The 22062-nt window shown below is 61.5% G+C and carries 16 protein-coding genes; 7 read left to right on the plus strand and 9 right to left on the minus strand.

The features are described from left to right. Window positions 1-13 precede the first annotated feature (13 nt). Together ACJ8IJ_RS22325 and ACJ8IJ_RS22330 are read left to right on the plus strand one after the other, a co-directional pair. Entirely contained in the window at window positions 14-1651 is a 1638-nt protein-coding gene (locus tag ACJ8IJ_RS22325) for an FGGY-family carbohydrate kinase (RefSeq protein ID WP_044030062.1), read from the plus strand. Beyond that, on the plus strand, window positions 1651-2250 hold the full coding sequence (locus ACJ8IJ_RS22330) for a KpsF/GutQ family sugar-phosphate isomerase (RefSeq protein ID WP_004931004.1): 600 nt from the start codon (window positions 1651-1653) through the stop codon (window positions 2248-2250). The genes ACJ8IJ_RS22325 and ACJ8IJ_RS22330 overlap by 1 nt, the downstream gene beginning before the upstream one ends. A 28-nt stretch (window positions 2251-2278) precedes the next feature. Here ACJ8IJ_RS22330 and rsmJ read toward each other — a convergent pair whose 3' ends face one another. The 4 genes from rsmJ to ACJ8IJ_RS22350 all read right to left on the minus strand — a co-directional run bounded on the left by rsmJ (window position 2279) and on the right by ACJ8IJ_RS22350 (window position 6076). Further along, complete coding sequence (gene rsmJ, locus ACJ8IJ_RS22335) at window positions 2279-3025, minus strand: 16S rRNA (guanine(1516)-N(2))-methyltransferase RsmJ (RefSeq protein ID WP_028128290.1); 747 nt, start codon at window positions 3023-3025, stop codon at window positions 2279-2281. Window positions 3026-3033: 8 nt separating this feature from the next. After that, entirely contained in the window at window positions 3034-5076 is a 2043-nt protein-coding gene (gene prlC, locus ACJ8IJ_RS22340; protein WP_154871836.1) for an oligopeptidase A, read from the minus strand. 117 nt (window positions 5077-5193) lie between these two features. Then, window positions 5194-5655: an HIT family protein gene (locus ACJ8IJ_RS22345; RefSeq protein ID WP_103086199.1), complete on the minus strand. Its 462-nt coding sequence runs from the start codon at window positions 5653-5655 to the stop codon at window positions 5194-5196. Between the two features lie 16 nt (window positions 5656-5671). Further along, window positions 5672-6076, minus strand: a complete 405-nt coding sequence (locus ACJ8IJ_RS22350) for an ASCH domain-containing protein (RefSeq protein WP_004931010.1) — start codon at window positions 6074-6076, stop codon at window positions 5672-5674. Window positions 6077-6211: 135 nt separating this feature from the next. Here ACJ8IJ_RS22350 and ACJ8IJ_RS22355 point away from each other — a divergent pair, with 135 nt between their 5' ends. The 4 genes from ACJ8IJ_RS22355 to ACJ8IJ_RS22370 all read left to right on the plus strand — a co-directional run bounded on the left by ACJ8IJ_RS22355 (window position 6212) and on the right by ACJ8IJ_RS22370 (window position 10972). Beyond that, a complete protein-coding gene (locus tag ACJ8IJ_RS22355; RefSeq protein ID WP_004931012.1) occupies window positions 6212-7054 on the plus strand; it encodes a 23S rRNA (adenine(2030)-N(6))-methyltransferase RlmJ in 843 nt (280 codons plus the stop codon). Window positions 7055-7184: 130 nt separating this feature from the next. Beyond that, a complete protein-coding gene (gorA, locus tag ACJ8IJ_RS22360) occupies window positions 7185-8537 on the plus strand; it encodes a glutathione-disulfide reductase (protein ID WP_021505213.1) in 1353 nt (450 codons plus the stop codon). 159 nt (window positions 8538-8696) lie between these two features. Next, on the plus strand, window positions 8697-9191 hold the full coding sequence (locus ACJ8IJ_RS22365; RefSeq protein WP_004931017.1) for a molybdopterin-dependent oxidoreductase: 495 nt from the start codon (window positions 8697-8699) through the stop codon (window positions 9189-9191). Then, the gene (locus ACJ8IJ_RS22370; protein ID WP_049186557.1) at window positions 9188-10972 is read left to right on the plus strand and encodes an ATP-binding response regulator; all 1785 of its coding nucleotides are present in this window, start codon (window positions 9188-9190) and stop codon (window positions 10970-10972) included. The genes ACJ8IJ_RS22365 and ACJ8IJ_RS22370 overlap by 4 nt, the downstream gene beginning before the upstream one ends. Here the strand turns inward: ACJ8IJ_RS22370 and ACJ8IJ_RS22375 are convergent. From ACJ8IJ_RS22375 to ACJ8IJ_RS22390, 4 genes are all read right to left on the minus strand, one after another. After that, the gene (locus ACJ8IJ_RS22375) at window positions 10962-11813 is read right to left on the minus strand and encodes a helix-turn-helix domain-containing protein (protein WP_004931021.1); all 852 of its coding nucleotides are present in this window, start codon (window positions 11811-11813) and stop codon (window positions 10962-10964) included. The genes ACJ8IJ_RS22370 and ACJ8IJ_RS22375 overlap by 11 nt on opposite strands. A 454-nt stretch (window positions 11814-12267) precedes the next feature. Further along, the gene (locus tag ACJ8IJ_RS22380; RefSeq protein ID WP_442524992.1) at window positions 12268-15372 is read right to left on the minus strand and encodes an autotransporter outer membrane beta-barrel domain-containing protein; all 3105 of its coding nucleotides are present in this window, start codon (window positions 15370-15372) and stop codon (window positions 12268-12270) included. Window positions 15373-15490: 118 nt separating this feature from the next. Next, window positions 15491-18514 (minus strand): autotransporter outer membrane beta-barrel domain-containing protein, encoded by a 3024-nt coding sequence (locus ACJ8IJ_RS22385; protein WP_442524993.1) that lies wholly within the window; start codon window positions 18512-18514, stop codon window positions 15491-15493. Window positions 18515-18992: 478 nt separating this feature from the next. Beyond that, window positions 18993-19646: a TetR/AcrR family transcriptional regulator gene (locus ACJ8IJ_RS22390; RefSeq protein WP_048326479.1), complete on the minus strand. Its 654-nt coding sequence runs from the start codon at window positions 19644-19646 to the stop codon at window positions 18993-18995. Window positions 19647-19898: 252 nt separating this feature from the next. On the opposite strand from ACJ8IJ_RS22390, the gene ACJ8IJ_RS22395 reads away from it, so the two are divergent. Beyond that, on the plus strand, window positions 19899-21116 hold the full coding sequence (locus tag ACJ8IJ_RS22395; RefSeq protein ID WP_044030077.1) for a Tm-1-like ATP-binding domain-containing protein: 1218 nt from the start codon (window positions 19899-19901) through the stop codon (window positions 21114-21116). A 92-nt stretch (window positions 21117-21208) separates the two neighbouring features. On the opposite strand, the gene spy is transcribed toward ACJ8IJ_RS22395, so the two are convergent. Continuing rightward, window positions 21209-21700, minus strand: coding sequence for an ATP-independent periplasmic protein-refolding chaperone Spy (gene spy / locus ACJ8IJ_RS22400; RefSeq protein ID WP_442518958.1), 492 nt, complete (start codon window positions 21698-21700; stop codon window positions 21209-21211). Window positions 21701-22062: the final 362 nt, after the last annotated feature.

Here is a 22062-nt window from a genome sequence, read left to right on the forward strand (position 1 = left end):
GAGAAAACAGATAATGGCGAGCTATTTTATTGGCGTAGATGTGGGCACCGGAAGCGCGCGCGCAGGCGTATTCGATCTCAATGGGCGCATGGTCGGCCAGGCCAGCCGGGCCATCGATCTGTACCGGCCGAAGGCGGATTTCGTCGAGCAGTCGTCGGATAACATCTGGCAGGCGGTGTGCAATGCGGTGCGCGACGCGGTCAACCAGGCCGACATCAACCCGATCCAGGTCAAGGGGTTGGGCTTCGACGCCACCTGTTCGCTGGTGGTGCTGGATAAAGAGGGCAAGCCGCTGACCGTCAGCCCCTCCGGCCGAACCGAGCAGAACATCATCGTGTGGATGGATCACCGGGCGATCGCCCAGGCCGAGCGCATCAACGCCACCAAACACCGGGTGCTGGACTTCGTCGGCGGCATCATTTCGCCGGAGATGCAGACGCCGAAACTGCTGTGGTTGAAACAGCACATGCCCACCACCTGGGCCAACGCCGGCTACCTGTTCGATCTGCCGGACTTTCTCACCTGGCGCGCCACCCAGGACGCCACCCGTTCGCTGTGCTCGACGGTGTGCAAGTGGACCTATCTCGGCCACGAGCAGCGTTGGGACAAGAGCTACTTCCAGCAGATCGGGCTGGAAGACGTGCTGGAACATGACGCGGCCAAGATCGGCAGCGACGTTAAAATGATGGGTGAGCCGCTGGGCCACGGTCTGACCCAGCGTGCCGCCAGCGAGATGGGGCTGATCGCCGGCACGGCGGTGAGCGTATCGATCATCGACGCGCACGCCGGCACCCTCGGCACGCTGGGCGCCACCGGCGTTTCCGGCGAGGTGGCCGACTTCAATCGCCGCGTCGCGCTGATCGGCGGCACCTCCACCGGCCATATGGCGATGTCGCGCACCGCGCGCTTTATCGGTGGCGTCTGGGGGCCGTATTACTCGGCGATCCTGCCGGAATACTGGCTGAACGAGGGCGGCCAGTCCGCTACCGGCGCGCTGATCGACCACGTCATCCAGTCGCATCCGTGCTATCAGGAGCTGCTGGCGCAGGCGAAAACTCAGGGGCAGACCATCTATGAGGTGCTGAACGCCATTCTGCGCCGCATGGCCGGCGAGCCGGAGAACATCGCCTTCCTGACGCAGGACATTCACATGCTGCCGTATTTCCACGGCAACCGCTCGCCGCGCGCCAACCCGACGCTGACCGGCATCCTGACCGGGCTGAAGCTGTCGCGCACGCCGGAAGACATGGCGCTGCACTACCTGGCCACCATTCAGGCCATCGCGCTCGGCACTCGCCACATCATCGAAACCATGAACCACAGCGGCTACAGCATCGACACCATCATGGCCAGCGGCGGCGGCACCAAGAACCCGATCTTCGTGCAGGAGCACGCCAACGCCACCGGCTGCGCCATGCTGCTGCCGGAGGAGAGCGAAGCGATGCTGCTGGGCGGCGCGATGATGGGCACCGTGGCGGCCGGCGTGTTCGACACCTTGCCGGAGGCGATGAGCGCCATGAGCCGCATCGGCAAGACGGTCACGCCGCAGACCAACCAGATAAAAAACTATTACGACCGTAAATACCGGGTGTTCCACGAGCTGTACAACGACCACATGAAATACCGCCGGTTGATGCAGGAGGAGGCGTGATGCAGCAGGAGTGGCGGCAGGCCGTACAGGGCTGGCAAACCTACAGCCAGGAGCTGGCGCAGCTGGGCGAACGCCTCGACGCGCACACCTGGCAGCGGCTGCTGGCGCTGCTGGCCGACTGCCGCGGTAAAATCGCCGTCACCGGCGTCGGCACCTCGGGGATTGCGGCGCGCAAGATAGCCCATATGCTGGCCTGCGTGGAGCGGCCGGCGGTCTATCTCGACGCCACCGGCGCGGCGCACGGCGATCTGGGCTTCCTGCGCGCCGACGATCTGCTGATCCTGATCTCGCGCGGCGGCAATTCCGACGAGCTGACCCGCCTGCTGCCGACGCTGCAAGCCAAGGGGGTGACGCTGATCGCGGTGACGGAAAACCCGCATTCCGCCATCGCGCAGGCGGCGCAACTGACGATCGCTACCGGGGTGCAGAAGGAGATAGATCCGCTGAACATGCTGGCCACCACCTCAATTGTGCTGGTGTTGGCGATCTTCGACGCCGCCTGCGCCTGCCTGATGGCGCGCAGCGGTTACGACAAGAGCGCCTTGCTGGCGGTGCATCCGGGCGGCGGCGTGGGGAAAAGTTTGCGAGAGGAAAACTGAGGACCCGACACGGCGGGCCCGGCAGACATTACAGCGGCATGTAGATATCGAAGCGGTGGCTTTTGGTCAGCGTGGCGGCGTGCGCCGGCACGTCGGCCAGCGGCGGCGCGTAGTCCGGGCGTTTCACCACCACGCGCTTGGTGGCCAAACGGCGCGCCGGTTCCAGCAGGCCGTCGGCGTCATCGTCGCTGCCCACCAGCGATTGGAACACCCGCATCTCTTTCTTCACCAGCGCGCTTTTCTGCTTGTGCGGGAACATCGGATCCAGATACACCACCTCGGGACGCGGGCTGAGATCCGCCAGCGCTGTCAGGCTGGAGGCGTGCAGCAGCGTCAGGCGCTCGCGCAGCCACGGGCCGATTTCCGCATCCTGATAGCCGCGCTGCAGGCCGTCGTCCAGCAACGCCGCCACCACCGGATTGCGCTCCAGCATCCGCACCCGGCAGCCCAGCGCCGCCAGCACGAAGGCGTCGCGCCCCAGCCCGGCGGTGGCGTCCACCACGTCCGGCAGGTAGCTGCCCTTGATGCCGACCGCTTTGGCCACCGCCTCGCCGCGGCCGCCGCCGAAGCGGCGCCGGTGCGCCATGGCGCCGGAGACGAAATCGACGTAGATCCCGCCGAGCTTCGGCTCGTCGCGCTTGCGCAGCTCCAGCCGTTGCGGGGTCAGTACCAGCGCCATCGGCGCGTCGTCGTCGGACGTCAGCCGCCAGCGCTGCGCCAAAACAGACAAGGCGCCGGGATCGGCGCCTGCTTCACACAATAAACACACGCTCACGTGTCGGGTTATCCTTTAATGCCGTAATGGCGCAGCATAGCATCCAGCTGCGGCTCGCGGCCACGGAAGCGTTTGAACAGCGCCATCGGCTCTTCCGAACCGCCGCGCGACAGGATGTTGTCGAGGAAGGATTTGCCTGTCTCGGCGTTGAAAATCCCCTCTTCTTCGAAGCGCGAGTAGGCGTCGGCCGACAGCACTTCCGCCCACAGGTAGCTGTAGTAACCTGCCGCGTAGCCGCCGGCGAAGATGTGGCTGAAGGCGTGCGGGAAGCGGCCCCAGCTCGGCGATGGCACCACCGCCACCATTTTCTTCACTTCCGCCAGCGTCGGCAGGATCTGCGCCCCTTTCTCCGGGCTGTATTCGAAGTGCATGCGGAAATCGAACAGGCCGAACTCCAGCTGGCGCAGGATAAACAGCGCCGCCTGGTAATTCTTGGCCGCCAGCAGCTTGTCGAGCATTTCCTTCGGCAGCGGCTCGCCGCTCTGATAGTGGCCGGAGATAAACGCCAGCGCTTCCGGCTCCCAGCACCAGTTTTCCATAAACTGGCTCGGCAGCTCGACCGCATCCCACGGCACCCCATTGATGCCGGAGACGCCGGCGGTATCGATCTGCGTCAGCATGTGATGCAGACCGTGGCCGAATTCGTGGAACAGCGTGGTCACTTCGTTATGGGTGAACAGCGCCGGCTGGTCGCCCAGCGGGCGGTTGAAGTTGCAGGTCAGGTAAGCGACCGGTTTTTGCAACGTGCCGTCGGCCTTGCGCAGGCTGCCGACACAGTCGTCCATCCAGGCGCCGCCGCGTTTGTTTTCGCGGGCGTACAGATCGAGGTAGAAACTGCCGCGCAGCTCGCCGTTAGCGTCGAACAGATCGAAGAAGCGCACGTCCGGATGCCAGGTTTCCACGTCTTTACGTTCTTTGGCGGTGATGCCGTAGATGCGTTTCACCACTTCGAACAGCCCTTCCACCACCCGCTGCTCCGGGAAGTACGGGCGCAGCTGCTCGTCGCTGATGGAGAACAGATGCTGTTTCTGTTTTTCGCCGTAATAGGTGATGTCCCAGGCTTCGAGCTCGTCCACGCCATAGTGCTGTTTGGCGAAGGCGCGCAGCTGCGCCAGCTCTTGCTCGGCCTGCGGTCGGGCGCGCTTGGCCAGATCGCTCAGGAAGCCGATCACCTGCTCCGGGCTCTCCGCCATTTTGGTCGCCAGCGACTTGTCGGCGTAGGTATCGAAGCCCAGCAGCTGAGCCAGCTCGTGGCGCAGCGCCAGCGTTTCCGCCATCACTTCGCTATTGTCCCATTTGCCGGCGTTCGGCCCCTGATCGGAGGCGCGAGTGGCGAAGGCGCGGTACATCTCTTCGCGCAGCGCGCGGTTGTCGGCGTAGGTCAGCACCGGCAGGTAGCTCGGCATGTCCAGCGTCAGCAACCAGCCGTCTTGCTCTTTGGCCTGCGCCATCGCCTGCGCCTGTGCCAGGGCGCTTTCCGGCAGGCCGCTCAGTTCCGCTTCGTCGGTAATCAGTTTGCTCCAGCCCATGGTGGCGTCGAGCACGTTATTACTGTAGGTGGAACCCAGTTCGGACAGGCGCGCGACGATCTCGCCGTAGCGCTGCTGTTTATCCGCCGACAGGCCGATGCCCGACAGTTCGAAATCGCGCAGCGCGTTGTCCACCGCCTTGCGCTGCGGCACGCTCAGCGCCTCGAACGCCGCGCCCTCTTTCAGGCTGCGGTAGGCCTGGTACAGCCCTTCGTGCTGGCCGACCCAGGTGCCGTACTCGGACAGCAGCGGCAACGCCTGCTCATAGGCGGCGCGCAGCTCCGGGCTGTTTTTCACCGAGTTCAGGTGCCCGATCGGCGACCAGATGCGCGACAGGCGATCGTCCGACTCCGCCAACGGCTGACACAGATTGTCCCAGGTGAACGGGCCCGGCTGCGCGACCACGCGCTCTACCGCGGCGCGGCAGTCCGCCAGCGCGGATTGCACCGCAGGCACGATATCTTCAGGGCGGATCGCCGAGAAAGGCGGCAGGGAAAACGGGGTCAGCAACGGATTTGTCATAGGGCAGTCCTGATTAGCGTTGGGCCCGCCACACGGGCGAGCCTTAAAATGCGTATGAATCTCTAACATGGAGCCAGACAGCAGGAAAATCAATGCCCGGCGTTGATCGTTCGTGCCTTAAATGGCGCTTTGGCGGATGCGGGCGGCCAGCGCCGCCAGCTGTTCGTCGTCGGCGCGCGCGGCGTCGTGGGAGGAGATATAGCCCTCGTAGCGTTCGAAAAACTTCGGCGAGGTCGATTCGATCGGCCGCCACTGCTCCAGCGATGCGGTGCCGTGCAGCGGGATCAGTTTGGCGTGCACATGGTCGACGCCGTAGCCCTCGAACACCATGCCGCAGCGGCCGACGTCGTCGAACGCGCGATCCAGCTGCTTCGCCACCCGCTTGGTCGCCAGCATCAACGCGCTCAGCACCTCGTCCGGCAGATCAAACGCGTAGCTCGGGTGGTGCGCCTTGGGGATCACCACGCTGAAACCGTCGGTGTTGGGAAAGATAGACAGAAATGCCAGATGGTCGTCGTCTTCCCAGATTTTATGGCACGGCGCCTTGCCCGCCACGATGTCGCAAAAAATGCAGCTCATCCTTTCTCCTTGTGATTCACAGCGTTTCAACCCATTCGAACTCTTCGAACACCAGCCACATGTCCGGCGCAAAAGTGCCCTCGCGGGTAAAGAACTCTTGATGCCCCTGGCGCCAAAACGCCAGGCTTTTGTCGCCTTCACCCTCTTTGGCCGCCATCTCGGCGGTCACCTGGTCGTAGCGCACCAGGCGCAGCGCCAGGGTTCTGATCACGCAGGCCGGTTCGCCGCGGCCATCGAGAACGATGCTGTAATCGCCGATCCGCGGGGTTTGTTCCCGACGATAGCTCGCATAGGAACTGCAGGTGGCGGTTTTATCCCCGCTCAGCACCAATCCCAGCAGTTCGTCGGCTAACGCGGGGCCGTCGCCGAACGCCCAGCGTGCCGCGTCGGGGTAATTCGCCAAAATCGCCTGTTTGCTCATCGTCCTGTCCCTTTCTGTTAACGTCTGCGGCAACGGAGTCCGGTTTTTCCCGGCCAGACAGTTTATACTGTGCAGATTATAAGCCTTATTGCATTGAATGCTCCGCCTGCGGAGCACAAGGAACCGCCACCCGTCATGTTAAGTTATCGCCACAGTTTCCACGCCGGCAACCACGCCGACGTGCTCAAGCACACCGTTCAGAGCCTGATCATCGAGTCGCTGAAGGAAAAAGAGAAGCCGTTCCTGTATCTGGATACCCACTCGGGCGCGGGCCGTTATCAGCTCAGCGGCGAACACGCCGAGCGCACCGGCGAATACCTGGAAGGCATCGGTTTGCTGTGGCAACGCGACGATCTGCCGGAAGAGCTGGCGGCCTACATGAGCGTGGTGCACAACTTCAACCGTTCCGGCACGCTGCGCTATTATCCCGGCTCGCCGCTGATCGCCCGCCAGCTGCTGCGCCCGCAGGACAAAATTCACCTGACCGAGCTGCACCCGAGCGACTACCCGCTGCTGCGCAGCGAATTCCAGAAAGACGAACGCGCCAAAGTGCAGCGCGCCGACGGCTATCAGCAGCTGAAATCCCAGCTGCCGCCCCTGTCGCGCCGCGGCCTGATCCTGATGGACCCGCCGTATGAAATGAAGACCGATTACCAGGACGTGGTCAAAGGCATTCAGGAAGGCTACAAGCGTTTCGCCACCGGCACCTATGCGCTGTGGTACCCGGTGGTAATGCGCCAGCAGATCAAACGCATGCTGCGCGATCTGGAAGCCACCGGCATTCGCCGCATCCTGCAGATCGAGCTGGCGGTGAAACCCGACAGCGATCAGCGCGGCATGACCGCCTCCGGCATGATCGTCATCAACCCGCCGTGGAAGCTGGAACAGCAGATGAAGAACGTGCTGCCGTGGCTGCACAAGGTGCTGGTGCCGTCGGGCATCGGTCACCATCTGGTAAACTGGGTGGTACCGGAATAATCCCCATCAGGGCGCGGTTTGCCGCGCCCTGCGTCCACCTATCGCAGCCATCGACGCAATCTTTGCGACAAACCCCGGTCAGGCGTTAAACTCTTACCCTCTTCAAATTCACAACTCATGGAAATCCCAGATGACGAAACATTACGATTATCTAGCAATTGGCGGCGGCAGCGGCGGTATCGCATCGATCAACCGGGCAGCCATGTACGGCCAAAAGTGTGCGCTGATTGAAGCCAAAGAGCTGGGCGGCACCTGTGTAAACGTGGGTTGTGTACCGAAAAAAGTCATGTGGCACGCGGCGCAAATCGCCGAGGCTATCCATCAGTACGGCCCGGACTACGGCTTCGACACCACCGTCAACGCCTTCGACTGGAAAAAGCTGGTCGCCAACCGCACCGCCTATATCGATCGCATCCACAACTCCTACGATAACGTGCTGGGCAAGAACAAGGTCGACGTGATCAAAGGCTTCGCGCGCTTCGTGGATGCGCACACCGTGGAAGTGAACGGCGAGACCATCACCGCCGATCACATCCTGATCGCCACCGGTGGCCGCCCGAGCCATCCGGCTATTCCGGGTGCGGAATACGGCATCGACTCCGACGGCTTCTTTGAGCTGGACGCCATGCCGAAACGCGTCGCCGTAGTCGGCGCCGGCTATATCGCCGTGGAAATCGCCGGCGTGCTGAACGCGCTGGGCGCCGAAACGCACCTGTTCGTGCGCAAGCACGCGCCGCTGCGCAGCTTCGATCCGATGATCGTCGAAACCCTGGTGGAAGTAATGAACACCGAAGGGCCAAGCCTGCACACCGAATCGGTGCCGAAAGCGATCGTCAAGAACGCCGACGGCAGCCTGACGCTGCAGCTGGAAAACGGCAAAGCATTCACCGTCGACTGCCTGATCTGGGCCATCGGCCGCGAACCGGCGACCGACAACCTGAACCTCGGCGTTACCGGGGTGAAAACCAATGAGAAAGGCTACATCGACGTCGATAAGTTCCAGAACACCAACGTTAAAGGCATCTACGCGGTGGGTGACAACACCGGCGCGGTAGAGCTGACCCCGGTCGCCGTGGCCGCCGGCCGCCGTCTGTCCGAGCGCCTGTTCAACAACAAGCCGGACGAGCATCTGGACTACAGCAACATCGCCACCGTGGTGTTCAGCCACCCGCCGATCGGTACCGTCGGCCTGACCGAGCCGGAAGCCATCGAGAAGTTCGGTGCGGACAATGTGAAGGTGTACAAATCCTCCTTCACCGCCATGTACAGCGCCGTGACGCAGCACCGCCAGCCGTGCCGCATGAAGCTGGTGTGCGCGGGTAAAGAAGAGAAAATCGTCGGCCTGCACGGCATCGGCTTCGGCATGGACGAGATCCTGCAGGGCTTCGCGGTGGCGGTGAAGATGGGCGCCACCAAGAAGGACTTCGACAACACCGTGGCGATCCACCCGACCGCGGCGGAAGAGTTCGTCACCATGCGCTAACCGCTACGTTTATCCCACTCTCAGGCCGGCGTAAATACCGGCCTGTTCTTTTTGTGCGGTTTACTATTCCCTTCGCACCCGCCTGCTTTTTCTGCCATTATTCTGCCTGATAAATTAGCGGGACTGATACAAACCTCCCCGCGCCTCTGGAGAACGCCGATGCTGTTCAAACTATGCAAAACCCTTGCGATGGCCTGCGTGGCCCTGATTATCGCCCAGAGCAGCGCGCTCAGCTTTACCCTGGAAGTGGCGGGCAAGATCGACAACGTGACCGACCCGGTCAAAAAAAGCTATCTGTTCACCGATAAGCAGCTGTTGGCGATGCCGGTGCGCAGCATCACCACCTCCACCTCCTGGACGCCGCAGAGAAAATTTGAAGGGATTTCGGTGGCCGATATCCTGGAGCGCGTCGGCGCCAAGGGCGAGACGCTGACTTTCTACGCGCTGAACGATTATTACATCGACGTGCCGCTGTCCGACGTCAAGAAATACAACATGATCCTGGCCTACAGGATGGACGGGGAAATGCTGAAGCTCAGAAACTTCGGCCCGCTGTTCCTGGTTTACCCGCGCGACGCCGCCGGGCCTGAACTGAACTCGCCGTTGTACAATTCACGCTTTATTTGGCAAGTCGACAGGATCGTGATCAAATGAAGCTGACGACCTTTAAGAACGGCAGCAGGCTGGCGATCCCGGCCATCTTTGCCGCGCTGTTTTTAGTGGCTTCGACCGTCACGCTCTATTACTACAGCGCCACCCTGTCGAAAAAAGGGCTGTATGCCATCGCCGGCACGCAGGAGAACTACTCCTGGTCTATCGCCAAGTTCTCCATCAAGCTGGCGGAATTCGACACGTTCGTCGAGCAGCAGAGCCATGCCGCGCAGGTGGACAGCGACAACCTGCGGCTGCGGTTCGAAATCCTCTATTCGCGCTTTTACGTGCTGGAAACCGTCTCCGAATCCACGCAACCGCTGTACGCCGAGCCGGGCTACCCGGAAGTGGTCAAGCAGATGCGCCTGCAGATGGATCGCATCGATAAACTGCTGGATAACCCGAAAATCGACTTCAGCCAGGTTTTCGCGGCCATGAAGGCCATCAAGCCTTACGCCATCGAAATGGCCAACCTGACCGACCACGCCGAGGTGAAGCAGCGCACCGCCGCCTATGAGGACTACATCGAGAAACGGCACATCATTTTCTATGGGCTGGTGATCGTCATGTTCTCGGTGATCGCGCTGATCGCCATCACCCTGATCGTGTTCCGCCAGCAGCGGCTGACCATTCGCCAGCAGGCCAAGGCCATTGAGGCGGAGAAAGCGACACGCACCAAAAACGCCTTCCTCGGCGCCATCGGCCACGAGCTGCGCACCTCATTGCAGAGCGTGATGTCGGCCATCGACGTGCTGGTGAACACCCGGGTGTCGGCGGAGCATGCGGACACTTTCCAGCGGCTGGAGACCGCCGCGCAGCAAATCGAAAGCCAGATGAAGGATCTGACCGACTACGCGCACCTCGACAGCGGCATGATGGAATTGCGCATCGTGCCGTTCGACGCGCAGAAGCTGATCGCGGAAACCGCCAATGAAATCGCCACCCTGACCCGCAAAGAGCAGGTCAAACTGAGCTGCGAAGTGGAGTGCAGCCACCTGTTGGTGCACTCCGATCCGCTGCGCATCCGGCAGATTATCGTTAACCTGCTGACCAACGCCTACAAATACACCGAAAGCGGCAGCATTACGCTGCACAGCTGCCTGCGCCGCCAGCCGGGCGGCAATTCGTTGATCATCGAAGTGACCGACACCGGCATCGGTATCGAAAAAGACCAGCTCGATCAGATCTTCAAACCCTTTACCCAGTTGGATCAGTCGCATACCAAACAGTATGCCGGCGTGGGGATGGGGCTGGCGATCGTGCACGGCCTGGTGACGCTGCTCAACGGCACCATCACGGTGTACAGCGAAATCAAGAAGGGCAGCACCTTTATCGTCAGCATTCCGGTGCAGATCAGTGAAGAAGAACGCGCCGACGAGCCCGCCACCGCCAATACCTCTCTGCAGCAGAAACCGCAGCAGGTGCTGGTGGTGGATGACAACAAGTCGGTGGGTGACGCCTTTGCGGCGTTGCTGGACAAACTGGGCTACCAGCACGAACTGTGCGACTCGCCGGAGCGCGCGTTGCAGAAGCTGCTCAGACGCCCTTACGACGCGCTGTTGCTGGATCTGCAGATGCCGGGCATCGACGGCGCCGCCCTGGCCAGGCAGCTGCGCAATCGTCGCGGCCCCAACCGCCATGTGCCAATCATCGGCATCAGCGCCTATACGCCGGAGCAGCTGACGGCGGATCAGCGCGCCCTGTTCGATAACTACCTGATGAAACCGGTTCGGCTGGATGCGCTGTCGAGCGCACTGGCCGAGGTGTTCCCCGCTAAAGATTAAAACAGCGTTGCAGTGCGGCTTCGATCACATGGAGCCGCACCGGTTTTTCATAAGGGCCGAGCACATCGTACTCGCGCATCGCCTGAGCGATCTCCGACTCGCGTCGGTCGGTGCCCAGTTCGCCGGTCAGCACCAGTACCGGCGCGTCCGGGTTGTCGGAAGCGCGGATGGTAGCGATACAGCGATCCGCCGTTTCCTCACCGATCAGCCAGTCCACCACGTAACCGTCGAACAGGCTTTGCTGCAACGCCTGGCAGAAGCTGTCGACATCGTAAAACGCCACTGCGTTGAAACCGCAGCCGCCGAGGTACTTGGCCAGCTCATCGGCCGCCTGATGCGAATCGTCCAATACCGCGATGCTCAACCGCTCGTCATCGCCGTAGCCAGGCCGGATTTCTATCAGTTCGACGCCGTAACGCAGACCTGCCGGCGCCTCATCGGCGCGATAGATATGCCATTGCCCCTCCACACGCAGCGCCACAAATTCCGCCGGCCGCCCGGCAGAAAGTTCGTCGCCAATGTGCCCGACGCAGGGGATCGCCACTCCCGCCACGAAAAAGATGGCATCACGCGCCATGTTTGGCTCGGTCGTCTCATGTTCGGCGCTCAAATCGGCGATCGCCGCCGGCGTTTCTCCCAACGCGGCCGCGACGCTGTTGATCTGTTCCAGCGTCCAGGGGCTTTGCCCTTTCAATTTGCGGTGCGCATGTGAAAAACTCAGATCCAAGATGCGGCTGAGTTCGCGGGCATGCTGACGTTTTCCAATCCCGTAATGTAAAAACAGCTCCCTGACCCGATTGGCAATCGACTGTGAATCGAATTTTTGATGATTGTTATCCATTTGTTCCTTCGATTTTTTTTACTGATTTATCAGTCGTTTTGATTATTTCTGCTGAAAAAGCCACACCTAAAACTAGCATCCCATGCAATTATGCGTTAAAAACGTTGCTTGACATACCATGTTGTATCGTCAAACATGGTATCAAAAGAGACATACAGCAATACACTATAAAAAATAACACCAGCACGATTTTTAATAATAACCATAGTAACACCAGGGAAAATTTGTTCCGTTGCCGCTACTGAGACGATGCTCACATCGCTTGGACTGCATAAGCAAAACGGGGCTTGAGCCTTTAGCGCTAATCTGTTTTACCCACTTTTAAGCCGGGATCCGTCAGGGTCCCGGTTTTTTATTGCCCTGGCGCCGCGCCATCATACGGACTCACCCCGCAGCCGCAAATAAAAACGGAGCCGGCATGCCGGCTCCGTTGACCCTGTAATGACCGCTTGGCTTAGAAGCGCCAGGTGAAACCGGCGTTGACGCTGTTGTCTTGGTGGTTCTGCGACAGCAGCCCGCCGTAGCCCAGCGACAGCGAGGCGTTCTCGTTCACCGCCACTTCCGCCCCCGCCTTCAGCACCATGCCGTCACGCGACACCGGCACGCTGTCCACCACGAACGGCGCGTTGCCGCCGTTGAACCGCAGCCCGGTGCCACGCTCCAGCCCGCCGTACTGGTGTTGCCACCCCAGCTCGCTGCGCAGCGCCACCGTCGTGCCCGGGCTCACCTGCCACGCGGTGTCCGCGCGCAGCCCCAGCGTCGACACTGTCGCGTCGGTGTGCTGTTTGTCGCCGCGCAGCGCCGCTGCGCCGCCGCTTTCCGCGATGCCGTTGTTTTCAAAGTTCACGTACGCCAGGTTGACGAACGGCTCCAGGTTCAGCCACTCACCCTGCACGCTGTAACCCGCTTCCGCGAACAGCTGCTCGGTGCGCGCGCTGTACTTCGCCGTGTCGCGGTCCGACTGCATCCCGTAGTTCACCGACCGTTTGGTGTCGATGCGGTGCCAGGTGTAGCCCGCACCGCCGCGCAGCACCAGCGCGCCAAACTGTTTGTCGCCGTACGCCGCCAGGTGGTAGTTGTCGCTGTCCGCCTTCGACCCGTACCCGCCGTGCAGCGAGGTGCGGGTGTAGCCGGTCGCCACCCCCAGCCGCCAGTCGGCCGCCGCCGCCGAGTCCAGCCCCACCAGCACCCCGTAGGTCGAGGCCTGATAGCCGGTGGCGTTGGCGTCGCCCGACGCATGGTCCCACGCCCCCAGCAGCTGCGCCCAGGCGCCGTCCTCATCCGCCTTGATGGCCGACGAGCTCGCCAGCCCTTCCGCCTGACGCAGGCGCCCGTTCAGCGCCTCACGCAGGTAGCGGCTGTCGTTCACCAGCGCCGACGCGATGTCCGCATGGATTTGCCCCGACAGCTGGCGGAACGCCTGCCTCGCCTCGCCCGCCGAGCCGCTGTTAAGAACGCTTTCGTACACCGGGTTGCCCGCCGCCAGCGCATCCGCCGCCGCCGCCACCGCCCGTTCGTTCGGCGTCTGCGCCACGCTGGCGAAGCTTGTGCCGTTGCGCCCGACGCTCAGCGTCACCCCGGCCGGCTGGTAGCTCAGCCCGGTGCCGAGGAACAGGTAGTTCGGCGCCACCGCGTCAAACTGCCCGCTCACCCCCTGCTGCGCACTCAGGATGGTGTACTGCTGGTCCAGCAGGCTGCGCACCTCGCTTTGCGTCAGCAGGTTGCTGCTGTTCTCCAGCGTGACCGCCACCTCGCCGCCGCCGATCGTCGCCGCTCCGCTGCTCTGGATCCGATCGCTCTGGCCGTTCGGGCCCACTTCCACCGCATAGCGCGAACCCGGCTCGAAGCTGACGTTGCCGGCCACGTTCAGGGTGCCGATCGAGTTGCCCGGCGCCACGGTGCCGCCGCGGCGGGCGGTCAGCGAACCGACCGTGCCGCTGCCGCCGACGATGCCACCGTTCTGCACGCTGACGGCCGAGGTGACCGAGCCGTTGATCGCCAGCCGCCCCTGATTGACCAGCGTCGGGCCGGCATAGGTGTTGGCGCCGATCATGACCAGCGTGCCCATCCCTTCTTTAGTCAGGCCGCCATGGCCGGAGATGTTGTTGGAGTAGACTTCCAGCTCGCAACTGATGTCGTCACACTTTCTGGCGTGCAGCGTGCCGGCATCCACCTCGGCGCCCAGACCCGGAATATTGGCGACAAACTGGGTCGGGCCGTAGGCCACGCCCGTCGGATCCGGAATGCGGAACTCCGCAGGAATATCTTCGACGGTATAGAACATGCCCGGGCCGTTGATGGCCTTGCCCAGGTTGATCATCCCCCAGCCGTAGAGCGCGTCGATGCCCGGCGCGCCCATGTCGGTGGCGGTGGTTTTCAGCACGTCGGCAATCTGCGCCGAGCTCATGTACGGGAAGCGCTGCAGCAACACCGCCACCGCGCCGGTGACGTGCGGTGTCGCCATCGAGGTGCCGTTTTTATTGCCGTAGTCCGACACCAGGTTGGCCGGATCGGAACCGTTGGCCACGGTGCTGTAGATTTTGCTGCCCGGCGACGAGACGCAGAAGCTGGCGGTATAGCCGCAACGGGAAGAGAAGCTGCTGATGGTGTAAGGCACGCTGTTGGTCGATGTCGCATCCTGCGCCACGCTGGCGACCGACAGCCAGTTCGGCGCGATGTCCGGCACGAAATAGGCCAGCCCGCTGATCACATCCGGCTGGTTGTAGTTGCCGTCGTTACCGGCGGCGAACAGCACCAGAATATTTTTGCGCGCCGCGTCGATGGCGCCCTGATAGCCTGCGCCGGCCAGGCTGCCGAGCAGCGGTTTGACCTGATCGAACTGTTCCTGCGCATCCTTCAGCTCAAAGTGCAGCGCGTTGGGATCGCGGCCGCCGTCGGACAGGAAATCGGGAATACTGACGCCCCAGCTGTTGTTGATCACCCGTACGCCGCTCTTGATCATCGCCTGCCAGCCGGCATTGGTGACGGCACCGTCCAGGCCGAGGAATTCGCCGTAGGCCGGGCCGTCGTTGTCGTTATCGACGCTGATCACCTGCGAATCGAAGGCCACGCCGTGCATGCCGACGCCGTCGCGGTTCGCCGCGCTGATCCCCGCGACGTGCACCCCGTGATTGCTCAGCATGCCCTGTGAACCGCTGTAGAAGTGGAAGGTGCCGTCGAAGTAAAAGCGATCGCCGGCGTTAATCCCCGGCCGGTGCGGATCGGTATAGGCGCGGTAGCCTTCGGTGACGACGTTGATCAGTTTGCCGTCGCCGGCGAACTCGGGATGGCGGTTAACCGGGGTGTCGAAAATGCCCACCTTTTGCCCTTTGCCGGTGTAGCCGGCGGCGTAGGCCTCATCGGCGTGGATCGCCCCCAGCCCCCAGTTGGCGTTGAATTCGGCGCTGCGCCAGCTGGCCGGATCGCCGGCTTGGCCATTCACCTCGTGCGGCGCCGCCTGCGCATACCCCGCCAGCGCCATGCAGCAGACCAGCGCGTTCAGCCGCCACGGCGAGCGACGAGCGTTTCCTTTGCTGTCAAAACCCATTGTTGTTGTCATTTCCTTACCTTTTGCTTGTTATTGGCCGACGCCCCAGGTGCGCCGGGTTCTCATTAGCAGGATGTGAAAAAGGAACCGCCCGCAGACGGTTCCCGTACAAGGATTGAGTCGATGTTGCTTAGAAGCGCCAGGTGAAACCGGCGTTGACGCTGTTGTCCTGATGGTTCTGCGACAGCAGCCCGCCGTAGCCCAGCGACAGCGAGGCGTTCTCGTTCACCGCCACTTCCGCCCCCGCCTTCAGCACCATGCCGTCACGCGACACCGGCACGCTGTCCACCACGAACGGCGCGTTGCCGCCGTTGAACCGCAGCCCGGTGCCACGCTCCAGCCCGCCGTACTGGTGTTGCCACCCCAGCTCGCTGCGCAGCGCCACCGTCGTGCCCGGGCTCACCTGCCACGCGGTGTCCGCGCGCAGCCCCAGCGTCGACACCGTCGCGTCGGTGTGCTGTTTGTCGCCGCGCAGCGCCGCTGCGCCGCCGCTTTCCGCGATGCCGTTGTTTTCAAAGTTCACGTACGCCAGGTTGACGAACGGCTCCAGGTTCAGCCACTCACCCTGCACGCTGTAACCCGCTTCCGCGAACAGCTGCTCGGTGCGCGCGCTGTACTTCGCCGTGTCGCGGTCCGACTGCATCCCGTAGTTCACCGACCGTTTGGTGTCGATGCGGTGCCAGGTGTAGCCCGCACCGCCGCGCAGCACCAGCGCGCCAAACTGTTTGTCGCCGTACGCCGCCAGGTGGTAGTTGTCGCTGTCCGCCTTCGACCCGTACCCGCCGTGCAGCGAGGTGCGGGTGTAGCCGGTCGCCACCCCCAGCCGCCAGTCGGCCGCCGCCGCCGAGTCCAGCCCCACCAGCACCCCGTAGGTCGAGGCCTGATAGCCGGTGGCGTTGGCGTCGCCCGACGCATGGTCCCACGCCCCCAGCAGCTGCGCCCAGGCGCCGTCCTCATCCGCCTTGATGGCCGACGAGCTCGCCAGCCCTTCCGCCTGACGCAGGCGCCCGTTCAGCGCCTCACGCAGGTAGCGGCTGTCGTTCACCAGCGCCGACGCGATGTCCGCATGGATTTGCCCCGACAGCTGGCGGAACGCCTGCCGCGCCTCGCCCGCCGAGCCGCTGTTGAGCAGGCTTTCGTACACCGGGTTGCCCGCCGCCAGCGCATCCGCCGCCACCGCCACCGCCCGCTCGTTCGGCGTCTGCGCCACGCTGGCGAAGCTTGTGCCGTTGCGCCCGACGCTCAGCGTCACCCCATTCGGCTGGTAGCTCAGCCCGGTGCCGAGGAACAGGTAGTTCGGCGCCACCGCGTCAAACTGCCCGCTCACCCCCTGCTGCGCGCTCAGGATGGTGTACTGCTGGCCCAGCAGGCTGCGCACCTCGCTTTGCGTCAGCAGGTTGCTGCTGTTCTCCAGCGTGACCGCCACCTCGCCGCCGCCGATCGTCGCCGCTCCGCTGCTCTGGATCCGATCGCTCTGGCCGTTCGGCCCCACTTCCACCGCATAGCGCGAACCCGGCTCGAAGCTGACGTTGCCGGCCACGTTCAGGGTGCCGATCGAGTTGCCCGGTGCCACGGTGCCGCCCTGACGGGCAGTCAGCGAACCGACCGTGCCGCTGCCGCCGACGATGCCGCCGTTCTGCACGCTGACGGCCGAGGTGACCGAGCCGTTGATCGCCAGCCGCCCCTGATTAACCAGCGTCGGGCCGGCATAGGTGTTGTTACCGGTCAGTACCAACGTGCCGATACCCTGTTTGGTCAGGCCGCCATGGCCGGAGATGTCGTTGCTCCAGAAATCCAGGCCGCACAGCACATCGCTGCAGACGCGCTCGGTCGGTTTACCCTTGTCCAGCACCGCGCCAACGCCCGGCAGATCCACCACAAACTGGGTCGGGCCGTAGGCCACGCCTGTCGGATCCGGAATACGGAACTCCGCAGGAATATCTTCGGCAGTCACCAACATGCCCGGGCCGTTGATGGCTTTGCCCAGGTTGATCATCCCCCAACCGTAGAGCGCGTCGATGCCCGGCGCGCCCATGTCGGTGGCGGTGGTTTTCAGCACTTCCGCCACCTGTGCGCCGCTCAGATACGGGAAACGCTCCATCAGCACCGCCACTGCGCCGGCCACGTGCGGCGCCGCCATCGAGGTGCCGCTGTATTTGGCGTAGCCGGTTGTCAGATTCTCTAGGCTGGTGCCTTCAATCACCGAGCTGTATACCCGGGTGCCCGGCGCCGAGACGCAGAAGCTGGCGGTATAACCACAGCGAGAGGAGAAGGTGCTGATGCTGTAATCGCCGGTATTGGTCGGATCCTGCAAGCTGGCGACCGACAGCCAGTTCGGCGCAATCTCCGGCACGAAATAGGCCAAGCCGGCCATGGCATCGGGGTTATTCAGATTGCCGTCGTTACCGGCGGCGAAGATGGTGACCACGCCGCTGCGGGCCGCGTCGATCGCGCCCTGATAGGCGCCGCCAGGCTTGGTACCGAGGATCTGTTTGATCTGATCGAACTGCTTTTGCGCATCGTTTACTGTGAAATGCGGATAAGCCGGGTCATAACCGCCCTCATCAAACTTTTCGGTAATACCGATGCCCCAGCTGTTGTTGATGATGCGCGCGCCGCTGGCCACCAGCGCATCCCAGCCGGCCTTATACACCGCGCCGTCGTTGCCGAGGATGATGCCGTCCTCCGGGCCGGGATCGCCGTTCTCCGCGCTGATGATCTGCGCGTTGAACGCCACGCCGTGCATGGCGCCGCCGTCTCGGCTGCCGGCGGCGATGCCGCCCACGTGGGTGCCGTGCGAACCGAGCGTGCCATCGGAATCCACGCTCGGCGTGCCGTCATAGCGGAAAGCGTCGCCTTTTTTCACCGGAATATAGGGATCGGTGTATTCGCGGATGCCTTCGGTAACCAGATTGATCACCTTATTCTCACCGGCGAACTCCGGGTGCCTGGCGTAAACCGGTTGATCGAAAATGCCAAGTTTGATGCCTTTTCCGGTATAACCGGCGGCGTAGGCCTGGTCAGCGTGGATCGCCCCCAGCCCCCATTCTGCATTGAACTCACTGCTGCGCCAGCTGGCCGGATCGCCCGCCTGGCCGTTCTCTATATAGCTGGAGGCCTGCGCCCCGCCAATCGCCGTCAGGCAGATCAGCATCGCGCTCCATTGTGCGCGATGAACTCCGATTTCAGGCCAGCCGAAGGCCGCCCGAGCGGATTTGACTCCTCTACGTTTCTTCTCCATCCCAGATACCGTCCGTTGTTGTTTGCAAATGTTTTATAAGATTTTTTGTGTAACAGTTTGGTAACACCAAATAAATAAAGCACAACAATCTCAAGTGCGCTTAATGTGTCATCCGGCAGTTCGACGGGAGGAGAGAATGTTTCAGGGGTGAATCAGGCCTATGCCGATAAGAAATGACAATGACGTTTACCGGTATCGAAACGGCGATAATAAGTGAAGGGATAAATTATAATTTACTGATAAATAAAAATATAACCTAGGGACACATGAAGAGTGCGGCCGCCTGAAAAGTGCTTAACAGGCGTCTTTTATCACTTTTAATTATAAATTTTGCCAATATTCACTCAGTGAATTATGCTGGTTTTTCACTCGGCCATCGGCAAAAATTGGATTATCCTGCTGATGTTTTTTTGCAGTTCGTCGCGTCCTCTTCCGCCTGACGCAGAATGGCTTTGGCCATCCATTGCGTGACGTCCTGAATGCTCTCAAGCTCCAGCCCCCAGATATCTTTCAGCACCAGAAACACCTCCGAGCCGTAAATCAGCGAGAAAGCATGAATCACTCTCTGCAGAGAGTCCGGCGGCAGTTTGCCCTGTAGCGGTTCCACCGCCAGCGCCAACAGACGCTTGCGGTTGCCGCGCACGAATTTCTCGCCCGGCGTCGCGTGCGCCCACTGTTGCAAAGAGAGCTGCAGCGCCGCGCGCAATGCTCCCTCGTGCCGCTCCATCTGAGGATAGGCGAAAGTCAGCAACTGCTGGATGCGTTTCAGGGCGTCATCGTCTTGCGGGCGCCATTCCAGAATCGGCCCCAGGCTTTCCGCCACCACGGCGCTAATCAGCGCACTCTGGGTCGGAAAATAGCGGTAGGCCGTCGCACGCGATACCTGCGCATGCGCCGCCAGTTCGGTGATCGAAGGAAACGCCCCTTCGTCATACAGCGTCATCGCGCTGGCCAGCAACAAACGGTAGGTTTTTGCCCGGGTGGAAGTCAGTGAAGGATCAAACGGGGTGGGAAAAGCATCTATCGGCACATAAACCTCATGCATCTGCACACGCTTGCGCAACAGAGGATGCGCCTCTGTCGACTGGCTGCCGGCAAAGCGCCGGCCACGTTGAAAAGCTCAAAAATGAGACAGGAGTCCCATTTTGCACTGAGCTGCCCTTGCAAAAATGATACTGCCGTCTCATTATATAAATACATTAATCAATTTAATTTAAACGCCAACACCAGGGCACCCTAAAAAAATATAACAAAATGATTTTTTTAAATAAAAATTAGAAACACCCCAGGAAGATACATGAAAGACACTTCAAATTTTGTCTATATTGCTACCACAGCAGATACGAAAGGACAAGAGCTGGAGTATGTACGGCGGCTGATCGCTGCCCTGAATTTACCCACGCGAACCGTCGATCTTTCCACTCGTCGCTTGCCGTTTGACTCCCCGGCCGATATCGGTCCAGAGGACGTCGCACGCCACCATCCGGCGGGCGCCGACGCGGTCTTCTGCGCCAGTCGCGGCCAGGCGATCGCCGCCATGGCGACCGCTTTCGAACGTTTTATCCTGACGCGCCGCGATATCGCCGCCTTGCTTGGCCTGGGCGGCTCAGGCGGCACCGCCATCATCACGCCGGCCATGCAGCAGCTGCCGATCGGCCTGCCGAAAGTGATGGTCTCGAGCATGGCGGCGGGAGACGTTTCCGCCTATGTCGGCGCCAGCGATATCAACATGCTGTATTCGGTCACCGATCTCGCCGGCCTGAATCGCATCTCGCGACGGGTGCTGAGCAACGCAGCGCGCCAGATAGCCGGCGCAGTGCACTTCGCCGCCGTCGACTATCACGATAACAAACCCGCGATCGGCCTGACGACGTTTGGCGTCACCACGCCCTGCGTTCAGGCGTTGGTTGCCGAACTGGGAACACAATGGGATTGTCTGACGTTTCATGCGACCGGCAGCGGCGGCAGATCGTTGGAAAAACTGATCGATAACCGCCAACTGCACGGCGCCATCGATTTAACCACTACCGAAGTGGCCGATTACCTGTTTGGCGGTGTGCTGCCCTGCAATACGGATCGTTTTGGTGCCATTGCGCGTACCGGCATCCCGTGCGTGCTCTCCTGCGGCGCGATAGACATGATCAACTTCGGCGCGCCGAATACGGTGCCGGCTCGCTATGCCAACCGTCTGCGTCACCATCACAACCCGCAAGTGACGCTGGTGCGCACCAGCGCGCGGGAGAATGCGTTAATGGGGCGTTGGATGGGCGAAAAGATCAACGCCTGCGCGGGCGAAGTGCGTTTCGTTATCCCGGCGGGCGGCGTATCGGCTTTGGATGCGCCCGGTCAACCGTTCTGGGATCCGGCGGCGCTGGCCGCCTTTACGCAAGCGCTGGAGGAGACGGTATACGCCACCGACAAACGCCGGCTGATAAAAACGCCTTATCATATTAACGACCCGCGCTTTGCACAGGCCGTTGCCGAACAGTTCCGGCGCATTGTCGGCGGGGAATGATTATCACTCACTGCAGAACCTGCCGGTGATAACGCCAAATAAAAAGGGCCAGACAAATAGCCTGGCCCTTTATTATTCACCGCGAGCGGATATTACTGACCGGAGGGCATCTGCTCCTTCATTTTATTCATGTGGTCCATCATCTTTTGCTCGTGTTTCTGATAATTCTCATTGTATTGTTTTTTCTGCTCAGGCGTCAGCAGGTTATACATTTTATTTTCCGCTTTGGCGCGTGCCAGCATGCGTTCGGATTGCGCTTTGCCGATCGCGTCAATTTGTGCCTTCGCCTTCGCTTCGTCAAAGCTGTCGGAAGCGACCAGATTGTGCAACGCCTGGCGCTCCTCTTTCATGCCCGGCCCGCGCTTCTGGTGCGACTCTTTCATGATATCGCGCATCTGCTGGCGCTGCTGCTCGGTCAGGTTCAGCCCGGCGAACGGGCCGCCTTTGCCTTCACCCTTGTGATGCATCATTTTCATCGGCGCCGCATCCGCCGCCGGGGCCGTCGCCGTATCGGCGGCGAACGCCGCGGAAGCAGAACCCAGAGCCAGCGTGGAAGCAATAAATAAAGCCGTCAATTTACGCATAATCATTTCCTTAAAAATTTTCTTCATCAGGAGCGCTGTACGTTAACAGGCTCATTCGTTGTCGGAGATAATAATAGGCTGATAAATTTCAAGTAATGCGAGGGTGTGTAAACTTTTTAAAACCCGTCTCGGATTTATTCACCAATTATGAGAAAACTATGAAGATGGCGTTTATTTGATGGAAATTTTAATTTCTCGGCAAAAATCCCCCCGGTGGAGTTATTTTTCCGCTTTCCCCTCACCGCTATAATTTACTCACCTGCACGGCAACCTTGTATCAACCGTTTTCCGATAGCAGGGAAAATCACTAAGCATCACACGATCCGATGTTCTCCTACACTTTAAGGCAAGCGGCCGCCGGG

The sequence above is a fragment of the Serratia sp. CY40230 genome (assembly GCF_052168835.1).
GTDB classification, from domain to species: Bacteria; Pseudomonadota; Gammaproteobacteria; order Enterobacterales; family Enterobacteriaceae; genus Serratia; species Serratia nematodiphila.

What these genes read in the sequence shown, in the direction of transcription:
- prlC (WP_154871836.1), bottom strand. Translation starts at nt 5,076, where the DNA reads ATGACAAATCCGTTGCTGACCCCGTTTTCCCTGCCGCCTTTCTCGGCG.
- spy (WP_442518958.1), bottom strand. Translation starts at nt 21,700, where the DNA reads ATGCGTAAATTGACGGCTTTATTTATTGCTTCCACGCTGGCTCTGGGT.
- ACJ8IJ_RS22355 (WP_004931012.1), top strand. Translation starts at nt 6,212, where the DNA reads ATGTTAAGTTATCGCCACAGTTTCCACGCCGGCAACCACGCCGACGTG.
- ACJ8IJ_RS22395 (WP_044030077.1), top strand. Translation starts at nt 19,899, where the DNA reads ATGAAAGACACTTCAAATTTTGTCTATATTGCTACCACAGCAGATACG.
- gorA (WP_021505213.1), top strand. Translation starts at nt 7,185, where the DNA reads ATGACGAAACATTACGATTATCTAGCAATTGGCGGCGGCAGCGGCGGT.
- ACJ8IJ_RS22390 (WP_048326479.1), bottom strand. Translation starts at nt 19,646, where the DNA reads ATGCATGAGGTTTATGTGCCGATAGATGCTTTTCCCACCCCGTTTGAT.
- ACJ8IJ_RS22375 (WP_004931021.1), bottom strand. Translation starts at nt 11,813, where the DNA reads ATGGATAACAATCATCAAAAATTCGATTCACAGTCGATTGCCAATCGG.
- ACJ8IJ_RS22330 (WP_004931004.1), top strand. Translation starts at nt 1,651, where the DNA reads ATGCAGCAGGAGTGGCGGCAGGCCGTACAGGGCTGGCAAACCTACAGC.
- ACJ8IJ_RS22370 (WP_049186557.1), top strand. Translation starts at nt 9,188, where the DNA reads ATGAAGCTGACGACCTTTAAGAACGGCAGCAGGCTGGCGATCCCGGCC.
- ACJ8IJ_RS22345 (WP_103086199.1), bottom strand. Translation starts at nt 5,655, where the DNA reads ATGAGCTGCATTTTTTGCGACATCGTGGCGGGCAAGGCGCCGTGCCAT.
- ACJ8IJ_RS22385 (WP_442524993.1), bottom strand. Translation starts at nt 18,514, where the DNA reads ATGCTGATCTGCCTGACGGCGATTGGCGGGGCGCAGGCCTCCAGCTAT.
- ACJ8IJ_RS22350 (WP_004931010.1), bottom strand. Translation starts at nt 6,076, where the DNA reads ATGAGCAAACAGGCGATTTTGGCGAATTACCCCGACGCGGCACGCTGG.
- ACJ8IJ_RS22325 (WP_044030062.1), top strand. Translation starts at nt 14, where the DNA reads ATGGCGAGCTATTTTATTGGCGTAGATGTGGGCACCGGAAGCGCGCGC.
- ACJ8IJ_RS22365 (WP_004931017.1), top strand. Translation starts at nt 8,697, where the DNA reads ATGCTGTTCAAACTATGCAAAACCCTTGCGATGGCCTGCGTGGCCCTG.
- ACJ8IJ_RS22380 (WP_442524992.1), bottom strand. Translation starts at nt 15,372, where the DNA reads ATGACAACAACAATGGGTTTTGACAGCAAAGGAAACGCTCGTCGCTCG.